The following is a 16,238-nucleotide window of genomic DNA, read 5'->3' as shown; positions in this document are numbered from 1 at the left end:
CGGAGATGGCCCACAAGAAATTCCACCTCGGCTATTTCACCAAGTTCGGCGCCACCTCCTGGCCGGGTGACGGCACGGAGTTCGGTTCGCAATGGGCGGATGGGTCTTACCATAAAGAGCTGGCCCGGATGCTGGAGGCCGCGAAGTTCGACTTCATTTTCTTCGAGGACACGACGATCGTGGGTGACCGCTATGGCGGCTCCATGGAGCTGGATCTCAAGAACGCCACCCTGGCGCCCAAGCTCGACCCGTTGCCGCTCCTGCCCCTGATGGCGCAGGATACGTCGCACATCGGCCTGATCGCGACCGCCTCCACGACTTTCTACCCGCCCTATCTGCTCGCTCGGCTGCTCTCTACCATTGATAGCCTGACGAAGGGGCGGGCAGGCTGGAACATGGTGACGTCGAGCGAGAAGAACGCCGCCCTGAACTTCGGCCTGGAAAAGCTGCTCCCGCCGAGCGAACGCTACGACATCGCCGATGAGTTCGTCGAACTGTGCAAGAAGCTGTGGGACAGCTGGGAAGAGGGCGCGCTGGTCGCGAACACTGAAACCGGTGTTTATGTGGATCATACAAAGGTCCACACCGTCAACTTCGAGGGCAAGCATTTCCGCTCACGTGGCCCGCTGAACACGCTGCGATCGCCGCAGGGCTATCCTGTCCTGGCGCAGGCGGGCGCGTCTGATCGCGGGCGTGATTTCTCGTCCAAAAATGCCGAGGTCGTCCTTGGCATGATGACGGGCGGCGTCAAGGGCATGAAGGCCTATCGCGATGACATCCGCAACCGCGCCGAAAAGCAGGGCCGCAATCCCGACGACATCAAGGTCTTCTTCCTGACGCCGCTCAACATCCTCCCCGAAAATGGCGAAGTCCGCGAAATGACGGAGGCGGACAAGCAGGCCGCGTTCGAGCATAATATCGTCATGGCGTCGTCGTCGCTCGACATCGACTTCTCGCAATATGATCTCGACGCGCCCGTGCCGCAGGACATTGTCGCTGGCGGCCATACTAGTGCGCTTGAACATATGAAGAAGGCCGGGCGGGAGGAGGGCAAGTCCCTGCGCGACCTCTTCTCTACGGGGAAAGGCGGCAGCAATGCGCGCTTCAGGGGCACGGCGCAGCAGGTCGCGGACCAGCTGATGGCGGTGATGGACGAAGTGGGCGGCGACGGCATCCTGATCGAAGGATCGGGCTACAACCACCAGCTTCCAGCCCTGCTCGATGGCGTCATTCCCGCACTCCAGAAGGCGGGTGCCGTCCGCACCGAATATGAGGGCACGACCCTGCGCGAGATCCTGCGGGAATTTTAGTTTCGCGGCGGACTGGCCTTCGTTCAGCCAACAGCGGCCTGTTGCGACTGGCCGCTCGCCTCTTGCAAGACCATATTGTGCGTCTAAGGAACGGGATGATAATGCATTGAACTGAAAAAACACGATAAAGAGGTCGCAATGACGCGCATATTGGTGGCAGAGGATGATCCGCTGACATTAAGCGGCATCGGTATGCTGCTGGACAAGACCAACTTCGAAGTGGTCGCCACTGTGAACACCGGCACGGCGGCGCTCGACGCACTGCCCAAGGCGCGGCCGGACATGCTGATCCTCGACAACAGCATGCCCGAGCGCACCGGCCTCGACGTGTTGCGGACGCTGCGTCATCGCGGCGACAATCGCCCGGTCGTCCTGCTGACCGGCGGCATCAACGACCAGGCGACGAAGGAGGCCATGCAACTGGGCGTGGACGGCATCGTCATCAAATCGACCGCGCCCCGTGACCTTCTGACATGCCTGGAAACCGTGGCGCAGGGGCGGCGCTGGCTCGACCAGGAAGTCATGCAGCGGGCTATGCAACTGGCGATGTCGCCGGACGCGCCGCGCGATCCCTTCGCGGTGCTGAGCGGGCGCGAGCGGGCCGTGGCCTCGCTCGCCCAGCGGGGCCTGCGCAACAAGGAAATCGCCGACGAACTGGGCCTGACCGAAGGGACGGTTAAGGTCCATCTGCACAAGGTTTTCGAAAAGCTCGGGCTGCGCGGCCGGACCGAACTCATCCTGCTCGGCCAGGACCGCGAGGACTGACATTATACCCAAAGAGATAGGCGCTTTCATCCGAAGGTAAGCGCGCTTCTCGCCACGGGTTGAATGGCCGTCCCGTGGCACAGCGGGCATTTGCCGATCATGGCAGCGGTCGTGGACCGCGCATGATGGGCGAATGATGACGCGGTTTCTGATCCTCTGCATGGCGATGGTGGCGGCGCTCGGCTTTGCCGGCCAGCCCGCGCATGCGCAGGTGACCGCCTATGCCGCGGGTCAGGGATCGGTGAACAGCATCACCGTTGGCGTCGACGTGCGCGCTTCCGTGCGCGGCCGTTGCGGCTTCGCGACCGGCGGCGCGCCTTCGGGCAGCATCGACCAGGCGGATTTCGACCAGACCGGCTTCACCAGGGATTTCGCGATCCAGCTCAATTGCAGCGGCGCGTCGCGCATCGCCATCTCGTCGGCGAATGGCGGCATGGCGGGGTCCGCGACGGGCGGACAGGGCTATGCCGCCAAGGCGCCCTATCAGGTCGCGCTGCGCATGGTGGCGGATAATGGGACCAGCGCTTCTGCCTCCTGCGATGCTTCGGCGCTGGCTTCGGGCGGCGCTTGCAGCTTTGCCGGGGTGGCTGGCGAGACCAAGGGGCTGCGCCTTGCGGGCGCGTCGACGAAGGCGAACGGCTCCTATCTCCGCGTCAGCGCCCCTGCCTATTCCGGGGCCGACACGCTGGTCGCGGGCCGTTACAGCGACACATTGTCCATCACGGTTAGCGTTTCTCCTTAAAATGCTGATAAGTAGTTAGAATGAGTGATCTTTCACGATTGGAGAGCATTGTCATGATCGATGACGCGGACAATCTCCCCTCCGGCCAGCAGCCAGACAGTCAAGCGCCCGCTCGCCTGGATGGCGGCGATCCTGTTCCTCACGCCGGTTCAGGCGCAGGCAGGGGCGCAATTCGACGTGGTCGGTCATGTCGCGCCGCGATGCTGGATTTCGAACGCGGCCCTGCAGCCGCAACCCGCCACGCAGGGAAGCGCGATCTGCAATCAGGCGCGTCCCGCCCTGCAATCGCGCGTTCGCGTCCTGGAGACTGCCGGAACAGCACAGCCGCTGGGCCCGCAGCTGTCAGCCCGCACCGCGTTGGAGATCATCGTCTCGCCGCAACTGTGATCGGCTGGAAAGCCGGGCTGATTATCGCCGCCTTGTCCGGCGCGATCCTGACGGCGGTCCCCGCAAAGGCGCAGACGCAAATATCCTCCGTCTGCGGCGTCACCGGCAATGCCACCGCGCCTGCCAGCATCACCTATGACCCTTTCTCCCCCACCGGCCTTTCCGAAGTCACCATCCCGCTGATCCTGCGGCGCAACCGTGGTCTGCTCACCGGCCGCACGAATGAGGTCAGCCTGGTCCTTACCGCGCCATCGGGCACGCCGCCGCTGGAAGTCACCTATCGCGGTTATCGCGTCCTCTATCCCGAAGGATCGACCGCCGGGCGTCCCCGCTCGCTCGATTCGAAGGATGGCGGCGCGGGCGCAGCGGGAGAGATCCGCTACGACTTCGGCGGTCTCTTCTCCTCGGATCTGTCGGCCGCGCTAAACCTGCGCGTGTCGGTGCCGCCGGGCACAGACTTGTCCGCGGGCGATCCGATCATCCTCGACATGCTCTACATCTGTTCGGGGGAAGGCGGGATGCTGAGCGTGCCGGTGCCCACGCGGGAAACGGGGTCGATCAGGATCAACGTCAACACCGTCAGCGCGCTCCAGGCCTATTATGCAGGCGCGGCGCTCGACTTCGGCGAAATCGGCGATGTGACGACCGCGCAGGTCCAGGCTGCGCCGGACCGTTACACCACATCATCGGCCAATGCGCTCAAGGTCCGCAGTTCGGGCGCCTATGAAGTGCAGGTGCGATCGCAAAATGATTTCCGCCTCACCTTCCCCGGCGGCAATCTGGGCGATGCCGCGCAAACGATCCGCTACAGCGCCCGCTTCCTGGGGCAGGAGGTCACGTCCAACGCATCCTTCGGCACGCGCACCTGCGCCCGTGCGGGCGTCGGCGGCGAAGCGGGCACGCTCCCCTTGCGCGCCACGCTGAAGGAAGGCGGCGCGGCCAAGACACCCGCCACCAACTATGCCGACATCATCAGCATCACCTTCACCCCCATCGTGTCCGCCGCATCGGCGATCAACTGCGCGGGGCTCTAGGGTCCTCCCGCTATATCGTCCGGTATAGCGGCTTATCTCCTGAAGTTAGGGCGTTTTTCGCTGGCCGCTGAATGGGTTGGCCGCGTGAATGGCCGTATCTCCAATCTCGTCGGGGCGATCGCAACCCCAATCATTTTGGAGATATGAAGATGAAGAAGCTGCTTGTTTCCGCCCTGATGTTCGGTTCGGTCGCCACCGCCGCTCCCGCTTTTGCACAGGCCAGCGGTTCGGTGGATGTCAGCGGCACCGTTGCGGCAAAATGCTCTGCCGTGACGCCGATCAGCGGCAGCATCACGCTGGGCGAACTTGCCAAGGCAGACGGCACCGTCGATCCCGCCTTCGCTGGCAATACGGGCGGGCTCAGCCGCACCTTCACCATCAAGTGCAACGGCGCGAACCCCAAGCTCACGGTCGAAGCCAAGCCGCTGGTGAACGCTGCGGCGACCAACTCGCCCAACGGCTACACCAACACGGTCCACTATACCGCAACGGTCGTCGCAACCGGTGCCAAGGGCGGCAGCGCGACCGTGGCTGATCAGTCGCTCAGCTCCGGCGCGACCTCGGGCCAGGTCGGCGATCGTCTGGCGGCGGTTTCGAACAACCTCTCGCTCACCGTCGGCAGCGGCCTGACGGCGGACTCCACCGCGATCCTCGACGCTGGCACCTATGCGGGCAAGGTCGAAATCACGGTTGCTCCGGCCGCCTGATCCAGGACATCGGGCAGGCCTGATCATCGGGTCTGCCCGATCTAGCCCAGGGGCATGGACTTGAAAGATCCTCTCGCACTGGCGACGGAACTCCGGAGCCGGGCAGCGGATGCCCCGGCGGAGCAACGTGCCGACCTGCTGTTCCTTGCGACTGAATATGAGCGGATGGCCGACGTGGCCCCGCTTTCGCCGGATGGGGAGCAGGTGAGGGTCCGCCTGCCCCAATGATGCTCCAGTGCAACAGTGCATCCTTTCCGGATGAACATCTGGGCAATTCAGGCTTTTTCTGTCTTGGCGGCGGCGGCTCATAAGTTCATCACCTTGCCAGCCGCTCCGGTGAACTGGCCCAAGCTGTTAGGAACAAGCCCTTGAAGTTTCAGCCTAGATCCTTCGTCACTGCGCTCCTGGCCTGCGTGGCGGCAGCCGGACTTGTCCCGGCGGCGGATGCGATGACGGTCCAGCCGGTGGTCATCGATCTCACCACCTCTGGCCGCAGCATGAGCCAGGTCGTGACGGTCGAAAACAGCTTCGACAAGCCGCTACCGGTGGAACTGCGCATCGAAACGCTGGACCTGACCGCCGATGGCGCGAAGCCGACCGGTAAGGATAGCGGCGAACTCGCCGTCTTCCCCCCGCAGGCGTTGATTCAGCCCGGCCAGCGTCAGAATTTCCGCGTCCAATATGTGGGTGATCCTGCCCTCGCGCGCAGCAAACATTATTTCGTGACCGTCGCGCAGCTGCCGGTGCAGACCAGCGACACCCAATCCAACATCCAGCTGCTCTATAACTTCCAGGTGCTGGTCAGCATCTCGCCTGATGGTGCAAAGCCCGCTCTGTCGATCGCGTCGGCCGAAATCGGGAAGAATGCGGAAGGTGCGCCTGCCCCTGTCATCACCGTGTCGAACACCTCCGTCGCGCATGGCTATCTGTCGCGCGGCCGGGTCCGCGTTGTCCAGTTCGGCCCTGATGGCAAGGAAGTGCTGCGCAAGCAACTGACCGGGCCAGAGCTTCAGCAGACGATCGGCTATGGCCTGATCGGCGGCGGACAGACGCGCCGGGTGACGCTGCCCGTCACGCTTCCACAGCCCAGCGGCAGGGTCGAGGCGCAGTTCACGCCCGACAGCTGAGCCTACTCTTGTCCGTAAAGCCGACTGCCGCCGCCGGGGCGCTGCTGCTCGCCGCCTGCCTCATGCCGACTGGCGCGCGCGCGCAGACTGGCACGGCCTTGCCCGCGCCGGTGGTGATAGATCCCGATGCGAACGCAACTGGCATAAACCCGACCGGCAAGCCCGTCATTCTCACCGCGCCGGTGATGGACGGGCAAGCCTATCTCGGCGATGCGACCGTCACCTTGGATCCCGGCGGGCGGGCAAGCTTTTCCGCCGAACGCCTGCTGACGCTGCTTGAACCGCGCATCGCCGCTCCCCTGGTGGCGCGCCTACGCACCCGGCTTGGGGAAAGCGGCCAGCTGGACGGCGCGGACCTGCGCGGCGTCGGCGTCAGCATCCGCTATGATCCGCAAGCGCTGCAAGTCACGCTGGATATCGCGGCGCCCAGCCGGGCGGCGCGTTCGCTCGATCTTGGCGATGCTAACAGGCGCGGCCCCGTCACCTATGCCCCTCCCGCCGATGTCAGCGCCTATCTCAACATCCGGGGGTCGCTCGACTGGGTCCAGCAGGGTTCGGACGAAGGCCTCGCCGCGCCCATCACCTATCTCGACGGCGCCATCCGTGCCGGTGGCGTGGTGCTGGAAAGTGAGGCGAACTGGCAGGCGGGCGTCGCCGGGCCGGACCTGCAAAGGCGGGGCACCCGGCTCGTCTATGACGACCGGCGCAACCTTGTCCGCTGGGCCGGAGGCGATCTTCAGACCCTCGCGCGCGGTTTTCAGTCCGCGCCCGAAATCGCTGGCCTGTCCGTCTCGCGCTTCTATTCGCTGCTCGATCCGCAAACCATCATCCGCCCGCGCGGCAGCCGCAGCTTCCAGCTAGAGCGCCGCTCGGTTGTCGAGGTGCGCGTCAACGACCAGCTCGTCCGCCGGATGGAACTTGACCCCGGCACGTTCGACCTGCGCGATTTTCCGTTCACCCAGGGGTCCAATGACGTCAAGCTGACCATCACCGACGACGCCGGCCGCAGGGAGACGGTGGATTTCAGCATCTTCCTCGACCAGGCCCAGCTTGCCAAGGGGCTTAGCGAGTTCGGCTTCTACGCAGGCGTCCGTTCTCCGCTTGGACGGCGCGGGCCTGTCTATACCAATGATCTGGCGTTCAGCGGCTTCTACCGGCGGGGCGTCAGCGACCGGCTGACGCTCGGCGCCAATGCCCAGGCCGATGGCCGTGGCTGGATGGGCGGCGTGGAGTCGGTCGTCGCCACCTCCATCGGCACCTTCGGCAGCTTTGCGTCCGCGTCCCATGTGGAGGGCTCGGGATCAGGCTGGGCGTCCATCCTGACCTTCCAGCGCACGATCAGCCGCAGCAGCGACCGTGCCGACGCCCTGTCGCTTTCGCTGGAGGCGCGCAGCCGGAAATTCGCGCCGATCGGCACCATCACGCCCTTCAACCCCTACAGCTATATCGCGGGGGCAAGCTATAATAGCGGCATAACCGAATCCCTCTACGCCGGGCTCGACGCCCGCTATTCGCGCGGCCGCGATGGAGAGCCCGACGCGGGCAGCGTGCGCCTGACCGGCGGATGGCGGATTTCTCCCGCGCTCAACTTCACCGCCGATGTCGGCTATGAACGGGCGGGCCGCAACAACCGCCTCGCGGCCTTCCTCTCGCTGACCTATCGCCTCGACCGCTCGTCGAGCCTGCGCAGCGATTATGACAGCCGCAACAACCGCAGCCGCCTCAGCTACCAGAGCTACAGCGGCTCGGGCACCGGCGCCTATAATCTCAGCGCCGACGTCGAACGCAGCGATATCGGCGCAGGGGTGAGTGCCAGCGGCGTCTATTATGCCAACCGCGCCGAACTCGGCTTCAGCCATTTCGGCACGTTCGATCGTGACCTCAGCGGATCGACCGGCCAGCGCACTTCCCTCCGCTTCGGCACGGCGCTGGCGCTGGCGGATGGCGCTTTCTCCATCGGCCGTCCCATTCAGGACGCCTTCGCAATCGTCCGCGCCCACCCTTCGCTCAAAGGGGCGGACATTTTCATCGACGAAAGCGGCGACAGCTACACCGCCCGCACTGGCCGCCTTGGCACCGCGATCCAGCCCAGCCTCAGCAGCTATAGCGAGCGCAACGTCCTGACGACCGCGCCCGACGCACCGCTCGGCCTCGACCTTGGCGAAGGTTCCTTCCGGCTTCTGCCGCCCTATCGCGGCGGCTACAAGCTGACCGTCGGCTCCGATTATATGGTGAGCGTCGTCGGCCGCCTGATCGGCACCGATGGCCAGCCGCTTTCCCTCGTCGCGGGCCAGGCAGTCGAGGCAGCGCATCCGGACCGCGAGCCGATCCCGCTCTTCACCAACGCCGCTGGCCGCTTCGGCGCGACCGGCCTCGCGCCCGGCCGCTGGACCATCGTCATGGCCGATGCCGACAAGACCAGCTACGACCTCGTCATTCCGGCAGGCGCCACCGCGACCGTTCCCGCCGGGGATCTGCGCCCCAAGGGACAATAGCCGCGCCCATGCCGCCGCCCGGTTTGACTCGGGGCATTGCACCATGCAATGAACCCATCATGCATTCACGCAGTGATCATGTGCGTTTTCGCTACCAGGGGGGTCAGCTTCTCGCGGGCATCTAGCCCCGGGTTACGGCGCGTCATGCCCCGGGCCCGGGGCAAATCGGTAGATTGCAGCACGTCGGACAGATGTGCGCCCAGTCCTTTCGAAAGCCAGCGCCATGACCAGATCCTTGAGCCGGGGAAACCCGCCAGTTTATTTCATCGATTCCGAAGCCGACAGCCTCGCCAACCTGGCCCTGGGCGTCGCCAACAGCATGCCCGACGTCAGCGACCTGCTGCTGAGCGAAATCAACCGCGCGAAGGTGCAGGCGCCCTCGCGCATAGCACCCGATATCGTCACCATGCATTCGACTGTCGAATTTGTTGACGAAGCGAGCGGCGCCGATCGCACGGTGCAGATCGTCTACCCCGCTCAGGCAGACATCAGCGCTGGCCGCATTTCCATCCTCACCCCCATTGCCGCCGGGCTGATCGGCCTGCGCGAGGGGCAATCCATTAACTGGCCCGACCGAGATGGGCGCACCCGGACGCTGACGGTCGTCAAGGTGACGCAGCCCACCCGCATCTGATGCATCCACAAAAAGGAGAGAAGACATTGCCCCGTATCGACGAGAAACTCCTGCCGATATTCGAAGACGTGCTGAGGCGGAATGCCGGTGAAACCGAATTCCACCAGGCTGTCGAAGAAGTGCTGGAAAGCCTGGGGCTCGTCGTCGCCAAGCATCCTCAATATATGGACAACGCCTTGATCGAGCGCATCTGCGAGCCGGAACGCCAGATCATCTTCCGCGTGCCCTGGGTCGATGACAAGGGGCAGACCCACATCAACCGCGGTTTTCGCGTGCAGTTCAACTCGGCGCTCGGCCCCTATAAGGGCGGCCTGCGTTTCCACCCATCGGTCAATGTCGGCATCATCAAGTTCCTTGGCTTTGAACAGACCTTCAAGAACGCGCTGACCGGCCTTCCCATCGGCGGCGGCAAGGGTGGATCAGACTTCAATCCGCGTGACCGCTCGGATGGCGAAATCATGCGCTTCTGCCAGTCCTTCATGACCGAACTATACCGCCACCTTGGCGAATATACCGACGTTCCGGCCGGCGACATCGGCGTCGGCGCGCGAGAGATCGGCTATCTCTTCGGCCAATATAAACGCCTCACCAACCGCTATGAAGCGGGCGTGCTCACCGGCAAGGGCCTGATCTACGGCGGTTCCCGCGCGCGCACCGAAGCGACCGGCTATGGCGCCGTCTATTTCGTGGATCAGATGTTAAAGACCCGTGGCGAAAGCCTGGAAGGCAAGCGGGCGGTGGTGTCAGGCTCCGGCAATGTCGCCATCTTCGCGATCGAGAAGATCAAGGAATTCGGCGGCAAGGCGGTCGCCTGTTCGGACTCCTCCGGCTACATCGTCGACGACGAAGGCATCGACCTCGACTTGCTCAAGGAAATCAAGCTCGTCCGCCGCGAACGCATTTCCGAATATGCGCGGTTGAAGGGGGCAGGCGCCTATTTTGTCGAGCAAGGCGTCGTGTGGGACGTTCCGTGCGAAGTCGCGCTCCCGTCCGCGACGCAGAATGAACTCAATGGAAATGATGCCGCGACCCTGATCCGCAACGGCGTCGTCGCCGTAGGAGAGGGCGCGAACATGCCCTGTACCCCCGAAGCTGTCCGCCTGTTCCAGAATGCGAACATATTGTTCGGCCCTGCAAAGGCGGCCAACGCGGGCGGCGTCGCTACGTCCGCGCTGGAAATGCAGCAGAACGCGTCCCGCGACAGCTGGACCTTCGAGGAAACCGAGGCCCGCCTCGCCGCGATCATGCGGCGCATCCATGACAGCTGCGCCGAGACCGCCGAAGAATATGGCGCGCCCGGCAATTACGTCCTCGGCGCGAACATCACCGGCTTCGTCCGCGTCGCCGAAGCGATGGAAGCAATGGGCGTTATCTAGGGACAGCGCGGGCTTTCGCCGGTCCAGGCGCGCAGGCGTCCGGACCGGCGAAAGGCATCAATGCGGCTGGCCGGAGCCTCCACCGCCCTGCTGTCCTTGTGAAGCAGCGCCAGCTTCACCGCCGGGATCGCCGCTGCGTCCCTCCAGCACCTGGCCGCCCTGTCCATTGCCGATCTGGCCATTGCCGATCTGGATACGGCGGCTGCGCTCCTGACTGCCCTGCCTCGGCAGGCTGATCTTGAGCACGCCATTGTTGAAATCGGCATGGACCTGATCGGGATCTGGCTGGAACGGCAGCTGGATCGATCGGGAGAATGCGCCATAGGAGCGTTCGAGGATATGCGCCTGTTTGTCCTCATGCTCGCGCCGCTTCTCTCCGCTGATGATCAGCATCTCGCCCTCCAACCGAAGATCCACATCCTCCTGGGCGACGCCGGGAAGTTCGGCGGTGATCTCCAGCTTGTCCCCCGCCTCATGCACGTCGATGCGCGGCATGCCCATCATCGTGCCATGTCCGCCGGGGCTGCTGCCCATGGCCCGGAAGCTGTCATCGAACAGCCGGTTCACCTCGCGATGCAGGTCGAGAAAGGGGTCGCCGCGGTTCAACAGGCCGCGACCACCAAAAGGTGTCATGAAATGCGAAGCCATCGAAAGACCTCCTGTCCAGAGTATCAAGGCCCTGACGACGGAGCGGCCCGCCGCAGGGACCGCGCCAAAAACGATTGGAAAACAGGCTGGTTCCGCCGCAGCGCTCCGCTTCAGGATTTCCGTTCGCGGTAAAATTGCACGCCCAATTGCAGGCTTTCGGCGATCCGATCGGCCTTTTCCTGAAAGGCGGCCGCCGCTTCCGGCGCAAGCATGTCGTCGCTCGTTTGCCGCCACAGCGCCAGCCAGCGGCTGAAATTATCCTCTGTCATATGCGGTTCGTGCCGGACATGCGCGACCATGGGCTGCCCCTTGTATCGGCCGGTGCCCAGCATCACCGATGACCAGAATGCCTTCAGCTTCTCCAGATGCAGCGGCCAGTCGTCGATCGCCTGATCGAATATCGGGCCAAGCACCGGGTCGGCACGCACCCGATCGTAAAAGGCCGGGACGAGGCGGCCAATATCCTCCTCACTTATCTGGCTCATCTATCGGCAACCGGTAACGGCATGTCCTCAGTCACAGGAAATGGCAGCATTGCGCAGCTCATAGCCCGTGACGAGGGGATTCCACGTCAGTGTCGGCGCGCGGTCCAGCTTCAGGCCCGGCACCTGCAACAGCTGTTCCAGGAAGATGCAGCTTTCCTGAAGCGCGACCTGGGCGCCGGGGCATCGATGTTCTCCATCGCCGAAGGACAGGCCCGCATTGCCATATTTGGCGCTGACTTCCCGGCCCGGCACCAGTTCGCAGGGCCGCTCGCCAAAGGCCGCCATATCCGTGTTCGCCGCGCGAACATCGACGGCAACGGCCGCGCCCGGAGGGGCATCGGCCCCCGTCTCTTCGGCGGGGACGCGGCGATAGAGATAGCCGACCACCGGCTCCAGCCGCAGCAATTCCTCCAGCAAGGCGATCTTGCCTTTCTCATCGGCGGCGAGGAAGGCGGTCTTAACCTCCTCCCGCTCCAGCATGTGCCACGCGGCCATCACGATGAACTCGCGCGTCGTCGCCATGCCCGCCGCGCCATAGACCAAGCACTCGGTCAATATCTCCCGGCCATTATAGCCCTCGTCGATCAGGTGGGAAATGACATCGTCCCGCCGCTGCTTGCGCCGGGCGCGGATCGCCGGGGCGACATCATGATAGTAGAAGGACAGGACCCGATATTGGGCCTGCACGAATTTGATCAGCGACGTGACCTTGTTGGGGTGGGCTCGAAAATCGCCGGTGAAGAACACGTCCAGCCTGCGGGCGAGCCCCTTGGGATCGCTATCGGTCAGGCCGACGATATGGCTCGCGACCGCGACGGCCAGCTCCAAGCTGAGCTGGTCGAGGAAGCCGGTCTTTTCCTTTTTAAAGCGGGATATGAGCTGGTCGCTGAGTTCGACCATCAGTTCGCGATAATGGGTCGTGACGATGCGCGGGGTGAAGAACCGCGCCGTGGCGCTGCGCTGCACACGATGCGCTTCGCCTTCCAGGAACAGGATGGGCTGGCGCGTAGCGCTGCCGATCCGGCCGACCTGTTCGGCCAGGAAACCCGCCTGCCGCACATTCTGGTTGCGCAGGATGGCGCGCGCTTGGGCAAAATTGCCCGTGCGGACATCGGGGTCTACGGTCCCACCCGCACTCGACGCGGCGGCGGACTTGCGATCATCGCCCTTGCGATGAAAAGGACAGGCGCCTGAAAGACGAGCCTCCATCAGCTTCGACCCCTCATATGTGCACGACGGGCTTATAACTTAGGAGTAGCCCGGTGCCGGTCAAGGCCGCGCCTGTCCTCATCTTCAATGCGGGAAGGTGGGGAAGCGTCTGGCCGCAAGGCAGCCCGGCGCCTCCCACTTCATGATCAGTCGAACTTATAATCTTCCAGAACGGGCTTTTGCAGCTCGTTCCACATGTCGACGAGGCGGAACGGCCAGGGACCGACCGGGCGGCCCTTGCTGTTCTGATAATAGCTCTTCGACTTGGGATGGGTCCAGATCATGTGTTTCATCTGATCGTCGATCCGCTTGTTGTGGCGAAGGAAGGCTTCCTCCGTCACTTCAACCGTGCGCGCGCCACGAGCGATCATCTCATCGAGGCATTCGATCAGATAATGGACCTGCGATTCGCTGACGATGTTGAGGCCGCCTGCGTGGTTCGGGCCGATATTGGGGCCGGTCGACAGGAAGTAGTTGGGATAGCCGGGGATGGTCGTGCCCATATAGGCCCGCTCTTCCTCGTCTGCCCAGTCCACCGCGATATCGTGACCGTCGCGGCCCTTGATCTCCAGGTCCTGCACCAGCGACGACGCGTTGAAGCCGGTCGCGCAGATGATGATGTCCAGTTCGTAAACCTTGCCGTCATTCGTGCGGATGCCGTTGGGCAGGATTTCCGCGATGCCTGCCGTCTCCAGAGTCGTGTGCGGCTGCACCAGCGCATCGTACCAGCCCGCGTCCATCACCACGCGCTTGGAAAAGATCGGGAAATCGGGCGTCAGCTTCTCGATCAGGTCCGGACGGCCTGCCAGCTTGTGATGCATGTGCGACAAGGCATATTGGCGCATGCCTTCGTTGAGCGCCGACACGGCGATGCCGTCTTCGGGGTAGGACGGGTCCTTCACCACATTGGGGTAGAGGCCATCGGCCGCGAACCAGAACACCCGGAAACGGAACCATTCCTTGTAATAGGGGATGTGCCGCATCGCCCACTTCACGGGCTCGGGCACTTCCGCCTTCACTTCGGGATTGTTGATCATCCAGTGCTTGGTGCGCATGAAGACGACCAGTTCGTCGACTTCCTTGACGATCGTGGACACGATCTGCGCGGAGCTGGCGCCGGTGCCGATGACGGCGACCTTCTTGCCCTTGAGGTCGATATTCTCGTCATAGTCGGCCGAGTGGGTGATGATGCCCTGGAAGCTTTCGATGCCCTTGATGTCGGGCAGCACCCAGCGGTCGGTGGTGCCGAACGCGTTGAATACCGCATTGGCCTTGATGACTTCGCGCTTGCCGCTGTTCAGGTCTTCGACCGTGACGTTCCACACGGCTTCGTCCTGATCGAAGACCAGGCTGTGCACCATGGTCTTGAAGCGGATGTTGCGGCGGACGTCATATTTGTCGGCCACGGCGCGGAAATATTCACGCATGTCCGCACCATGGGGGTGGTAGTGGTTCCACTCCGGGCTGATTTCGAAGGAATAGGAATAGAAGTGGCTGGGCGTATCCACGCCGACGCCCGGATAGCGGTTCTTCCACCAGGTGCCGCCGACTTCTTCATTCTTCTCGATGATCACATGCTCGTAACCGGCACGCTCCAGCTCGATCCCGGCGAGGATGCCGGTCAGGCCCGCGCCGATCACCAGCACCTTGAAACCAGCCGGGGGAGGGGTGCGCTCCGACAGTTCCTTGCGCACGGGGCTGCGGTGGAATCCGCCCTGCTCCATGACCATCGGAACGAACTCGTCCGTCACCGGCTCGCCGACGCCGACGCTCATCATCTTCTGCATCAGTTCGATCGGCGGATCTTCCGACTTCGCCGCGCCCGGCGTCGTCAGCACATGGACCAGCTTTTCATGCAGGTCGTCGATGCAGTCCTGCGGCATCACATAGTCGGGATTGGTGTAGGGCGGGTGAATGTGGACCTTGAAGGTTTCCAGCATCGATTCATCATGCGTCAGGTGCACATAGACCATCAGCAGCGTCTGGAGATTGGCCGCCTTCAGCGCCTCCCGCAGTTCCGGACCGTCTGCGAGGGGAAGGGGGCGGCTGCCACTGTCAAGCATGTTCGGCAAAGTCGTCGTTCTCATATCCATATGTCTCTCCATGAGAGCTGCGGATCTTCCGGGGACGCGGGGGCCGTGCTGCCCTGCCGTTATCGCGCCGTCATCTCCACATTCTCGCTCAACCGTCCTTCAGGTCGCTGACGAACAGGACGCGCGCGTCCGGTTCGGGCATTTGCGAATCGGGCTCGACATGCTTGCCGCCATGCGCCAGGACGCATTAGGCCAGCGCGTCGGGCTCCTTGGCGGTAAAGCCAGCGATCATTCCCGTTCGCAGGAAGCAGGCCTATCCAAAAAGTTGATCATCGTCAACGATTTGAATCGGTGGCTTCTCCTGTTTCCCAGTGCCCGCATATCCCTGTTGATCAAGGGCGCAACTGCGTCCACCTTCGCCGCCAGCTTTTCCGCCAGGCGGACGAGCCACGGATCAGAACAGATAGCCGAACGGAGAGAAGGGCATGCAAAGGTTCCAGGATAAGGCCATCGTCATCACCGGCGGTTCCAGCGGCATCGGCCTCGCGGCGGCGCAGCGGATCATGGAGGAAGGCGGATCGGTACTGATCACTGGATCGAACCGCGACCGTCTGGAAAGCGCCGCTGCCGCGCTTCCCGGCGTGCATGTCCTGCAGAATGACGCCGCCCGGCCCGAAGCCGCCGAGGCCCTGGCGCAGGAAGCCGCCCGCCTGTTCGGCCAGGTCGATGGCCTCTTCCTGAACGCAGGTGTCGGCGCGGGCGCGCCGCTCGGCCATATCAGCGCGAACCTCTACCGCAACCTCATGGACCTCAACATCGGCGGCCCCGTCTTCGGCACCCAGGCGATGGCGCCTCTGATGCGCGACGGCGGCTCCATCCTGATCACGGCCTCGGTCGCAAAGGACAAGGGGCTGCCGGCAAGCGCCCTCTATGCCGCCACCAAAGGCGCCGTCCGCTCGCTGGCCCGCGGCTTCGCCCAGGAACTCGCCCCGCGCCGCATCCGCGTGAACACCTTGAGCCCCGGGCCGATCGCCACCGACTTTTTCAACCGCCTCGGCCTGCCCCCGGAACATCTGGGCGCCATCGAACAGCAGATGGCGGGCAACAACCCCCTCGGCCGCCTCGGCACCGCGCAAGAGGCGGCGGCGGTCGCCCTGTTCCTGCTCTCGGATGAAGCAAGCTATGTGACGGGTTCTGACTATTTCGTCGACGGCGGCGAAGCGCAGATCTAGCCGCTCTGCCTTGCCCGGGGGCCGTCAGCAGCCTGGCTCCCGGGCCAGCCCGCG

At 63.9% G+C, this 16,238-nt stretch carries 17 protein-coding genes; 13 read left to right on the top strand and 4 right to left on the bottom strand.

The features are described from left to right. Positions 1-5 precede the first annotated feature (5 nt). The 11 genes from MU848_RS13200 to gdhA all read left to right on the top strand — a co-directional run bounded on the left by MU848_RS13200 (position 6) and on the right by gdhA (position 10,577). Positions 6-1,310 carry an NtaA/DmoA family FMN-dependent monooxygenase gene (locus tag MU848_RS13200; protein WP_247233022.1) on the top strand — a complete coding sequence of 435 codons (1,305 nt, stop codon included), beginning with the start codon at positions 6-8 and terminating at the stop codon, positions 1,308-1,310. A 138-nt stretch (positions 1,311-1,448) separates the two neighbouring features. Next, positions 1,449-2,075, top strand: a complete 627-nt coding sequence (locus MU848_RS13195) for a response regulator transcription factor (RefSeq protein ID WP_097093173.1) — start codon at positions 1,449-1,451, stop codon at positions 2,073-2,075. Positions 2,076-2,211: 136 nt separating this feature from the next. Continuing rightward, positions 2,212-2,817, top strand: coding sequence for a hypothetical protein (locus MU848_RS13190; protein ID WP_141397874.1), 606 nt, complete (start codon positions 2,212-2,214; stop codon positions 2,815-2,817). Positions 2,818-2,877: 60 nt separating this feature from the next. Further along, positions 2,878-3,204 (top strand): hypothetical protein, encoded by a 327-nt coding sequence (locus tag MU848_RS13185; RefSeq protein WP_247233014.1) that lies wholly within the window; start codon positions 2,878-2,880, stop codon positions 3,202-3,204. Continuing rightward, positions 3,201-4,238, top strand: a complete 1,038-nt coding sequence (locus tag MU848_RS13180; RefSeq protein WP_247233012.1) for a hypothetical protein — start codon at positions 3,201-3,203, stop codon at positions 4,236-4,238. Before MU848_RS13185 ends, MU848_RS13180 begins: the two co-directional genes overlap by 4 nt. A 149-nt stretch (positions 4,239-4,387) precedes the next feature. Beyond that, complete coding sequence (locus tag MU848_RS13175; RefSeq protein WP_141397875.1) at positions 4,388-4,945, top strand: hypothetical protein; 558 nt, start codon at positions 4,388-4,390, stop codon at positions 4,943-4,945. Positions 4,946-5,005: 60 nt separating this feature from the next. Further along, positions 5,006-5,173, top strand: coding sequence for a hypothetical protein (locus tag MU848_RS13170; protein ID WP_247233010.1), 168 nt, complete (start codon positions 5,006-5,008; stop codon positions 5,171-5,173). 140 nt (positions 5,174-5,313) lie between these two features. Further along, complete coding sequence (locus tag MU848_RS13165) at positions 5,314-6,072, top strand: fimbrial biogenesis chaperone (protein ID WP_247232996.1); 759 nt, start codon at positions 5,314-5,316, stop codon at positions 6,070-6,072. An 8-nt stretch (positions 6,073-6,080) separates the two neighbouring features. Continuing rightward, the gene (locus MU848_RS13160) at positions 6,081-8,567 is read left to right on the top strand and encodes a fimbrial biogenesis outer membrane usher protein (RefSeq protein ID WP_247232994.1); all 2,487 of its coding nucleotides are present in this window, start codon (positions 6,081-6,083) and stop codon (positions 8,565-8,567) included. Positions 8,568-8,790: 223 nt separating this feature from the next. Next, a complete protein-coding gene (rnk, locus tag MU848_RS13155) occupies positions 8,791-9,201 on the top strand; it encodes a nucleoside diphosphate kinase regulator (RefSeq protein WP_247232992.1) in 411 nt (136 codons plus the stop codon). Positions 9,202-9,227: 26 nt separating this feature from the next. Beyond that, the gene (gdhA, locus tag MU848_RS13150) at positions 9,228-10,577 is read left to right on the top strand and encodes an NADP-specific glutamate dehydrogenase (RefSeq protein WP_449325348.1); all 1,350 of its coding nucleotides are present in this window, start codon (positions 9,228-9,230) and stop codon (positions 10,575-10,577) included. A gap of 57 nt (positions 10,578-10,634) precedes the next feature. Here the strand turns inward: gdhA and MU848_RS13145 are convergent, their stop codons facing one another. The 4 genes from MU848_RS13145 to MU848_RS13130 form a co-directional block, all read right to left on the bottom strand. Beyond that, positions 10,635-11,225: an Hsp20/alpha crystallin family protein gene (locus MU848_RS13145; protein WP_247232988.1), complete on the bottom strand. Its 591-nt coding sequence runs from the start codon at positions 11,223-11,225 to the stop codon at positions 10,635-10,637. Positions 11,226-11,335: 110 nt separating this feature from the next. Next, the gene (locus tag MU848_RS13140; protein ID WP_247232969.1) at positions 11,336-11,710 is read right to left on the bottom strand and encodes a group III truncated hemoglobin; all 375 of its coding nucleotides are present in this window, start codon (positions 11,708-11,710) and stop codon (positions 11,336-11,338) included. Between the two features lie 27 nt (positions 11,711-11,737). Continuing rightward, positions 11,738-12,919 (bottom strand): cytochrome P450, encoded by a 1,182-nt coding sequence (locus MU848_RS13135; protein WP_247232967.1) that lies wholly within the window; start codon positions 12,917-12,919, stop codon positions 11,738-11,740. Between the two features lie 146 nt (positions 12,920-13,065). Then, complete coding sequence (locus tag MU848_RS13130; protein ID WP_247232961.1) at positions 13,066-15,012, bottom strand: flavin-containing monooxygenase; 1,947 nt, start codon at positions 15,010-15,012, stop codon at positions 13,066-13,068. 172 nt (positions 15,013-15,184) lie between these two features. On the opposite strand from MU848_RS13130, the gene MU848_RS13125 reads away from it, so the two are divergent. Both MU848_RS13125 and MU848_RS13120 read left to right on the top strand, forming a co-directional pair. Continuing rightward, entirely contained in the window at positions 15,185-15,457 is a 273-nt protein-coding gene (locus tag MU848_RS13125; protein ID WP_247232959.1) for a hypothetical protein, read from the top strand. Beyond that, positions 15,438-16,184: an SDR family NAD(P)-dependent oxidoreductase gene (locus tag MU848_RS13120; protein ID WP_247232957.1), complete on the top strand. Its 747-nt coding sequence runs from the start codon at positions 15,438-15,440 to the stop codon at positions 16,182-16,184. The genes MU848_RS13125 and MU848_RS13120 overlap by 20 nt, the downstream gene beginning before the upstream one ends. Positions 16,185-16,238: the final 54 nt, after the last annotated feature.

Origin of the sequence: Sphingobium agri (assembly GCF_023051225.1) — a bacterium.
Lineage (GTDB): Bacteria > Pseudomonadota > Alphaproteobacteria > Sphingomonadales > Sphingomonadaceae > Sphingobium > Sphingobium agri.
Note: the sequence above shows the minus strand (reverse complement) of the source record. Positions and strands in the feature narration are given on the sequence as shown.

Bases quoted from the DNA above. Each gene is read 5' to 3' on its own strand.
- MU848_RS13200 (WP_247233022.1), top strand. From the start codon at position 6: ATGGCCCACAAGAAATTCCACCTCGGCTATTTCACCAAGTTCGGCGCC.
- MU848_RS13195 (WP_097093173.1), top strand. From the start codon at position 1,449: ATGACGCGCATATTGGTGGCAGAGGATGATCCGCTGACATTAAGCGGC.
- MU848_RS13190 (WP_141397874.1), top strand. From the start codon at position 2,212: ATGACGCGGTTTCTGATCCTCTGCATGGCGATGGTGGCGGCGCTCGGC.
- MU848_RS13185 (WP_247233014.1), top strand. From the start codon at position 2,878: ATGACGCGGACAATCTCCCCTCCGGCCAGCAGCCAGACAGTCAAGCGC.
- MU848_RS13175 (WP_141397875.1), top strand. From the start codon at position 4,388: ATGAAGAAGCTGCTTGTTTCCGCCCTGATGTTCGGTTCGGTCGCCACC.
- rnk (WP_247232992.1), top strand. From the start codon at position 8,791: ATGACCAGATCCTTGAGCCGGGGAAACCCGCCAGTTTATTTCATCGAT.
- MU848_RS13145 (WP_247232988.1), bottom strand. From the start codon at position 11,225: ATGGCTTCGCATTTCATGACACCTTTTGGTGGTCGCGGCCTGTTGAAC.
- MU848_RS13140 (WP_247232969.1), bottom strand. From the start codon at position 11,710: ATGAGCCAGATAAGTGAGGAGGATATTGGCCGCCTCGTCCCGGCCTTT.
- MU848_RS13135 (WP_247232967.1), bottom strand. From the start codon at position 12,919: ATGGAGGCTCGTCTTTCAGGCGCCTGTCCTTTTCATCGCAAGGGCGAT.
- MU848_RS13130 (WP_247232961.1), bottom strand. From the start codon at position 15,012: ATGGATATGAGAACGACGACTTTGCCGAACATGCTTGACAGTGGCAGC.
- MU848_RS13125 (WP_247232959.1), top strand. From the start codon at position 15,185: ATGCGCCAGGACGCATTAGGCCAGCGCGTCGGGCTCCTTGGCGGTAAA.
- MU848_RS13120 (WP_247232957.1), top strand. From the start codon at position 15,438: ATGCAAAGGTTCCAGGATAAGGCCATCGTCATCACCGGCGGTTCCAGC.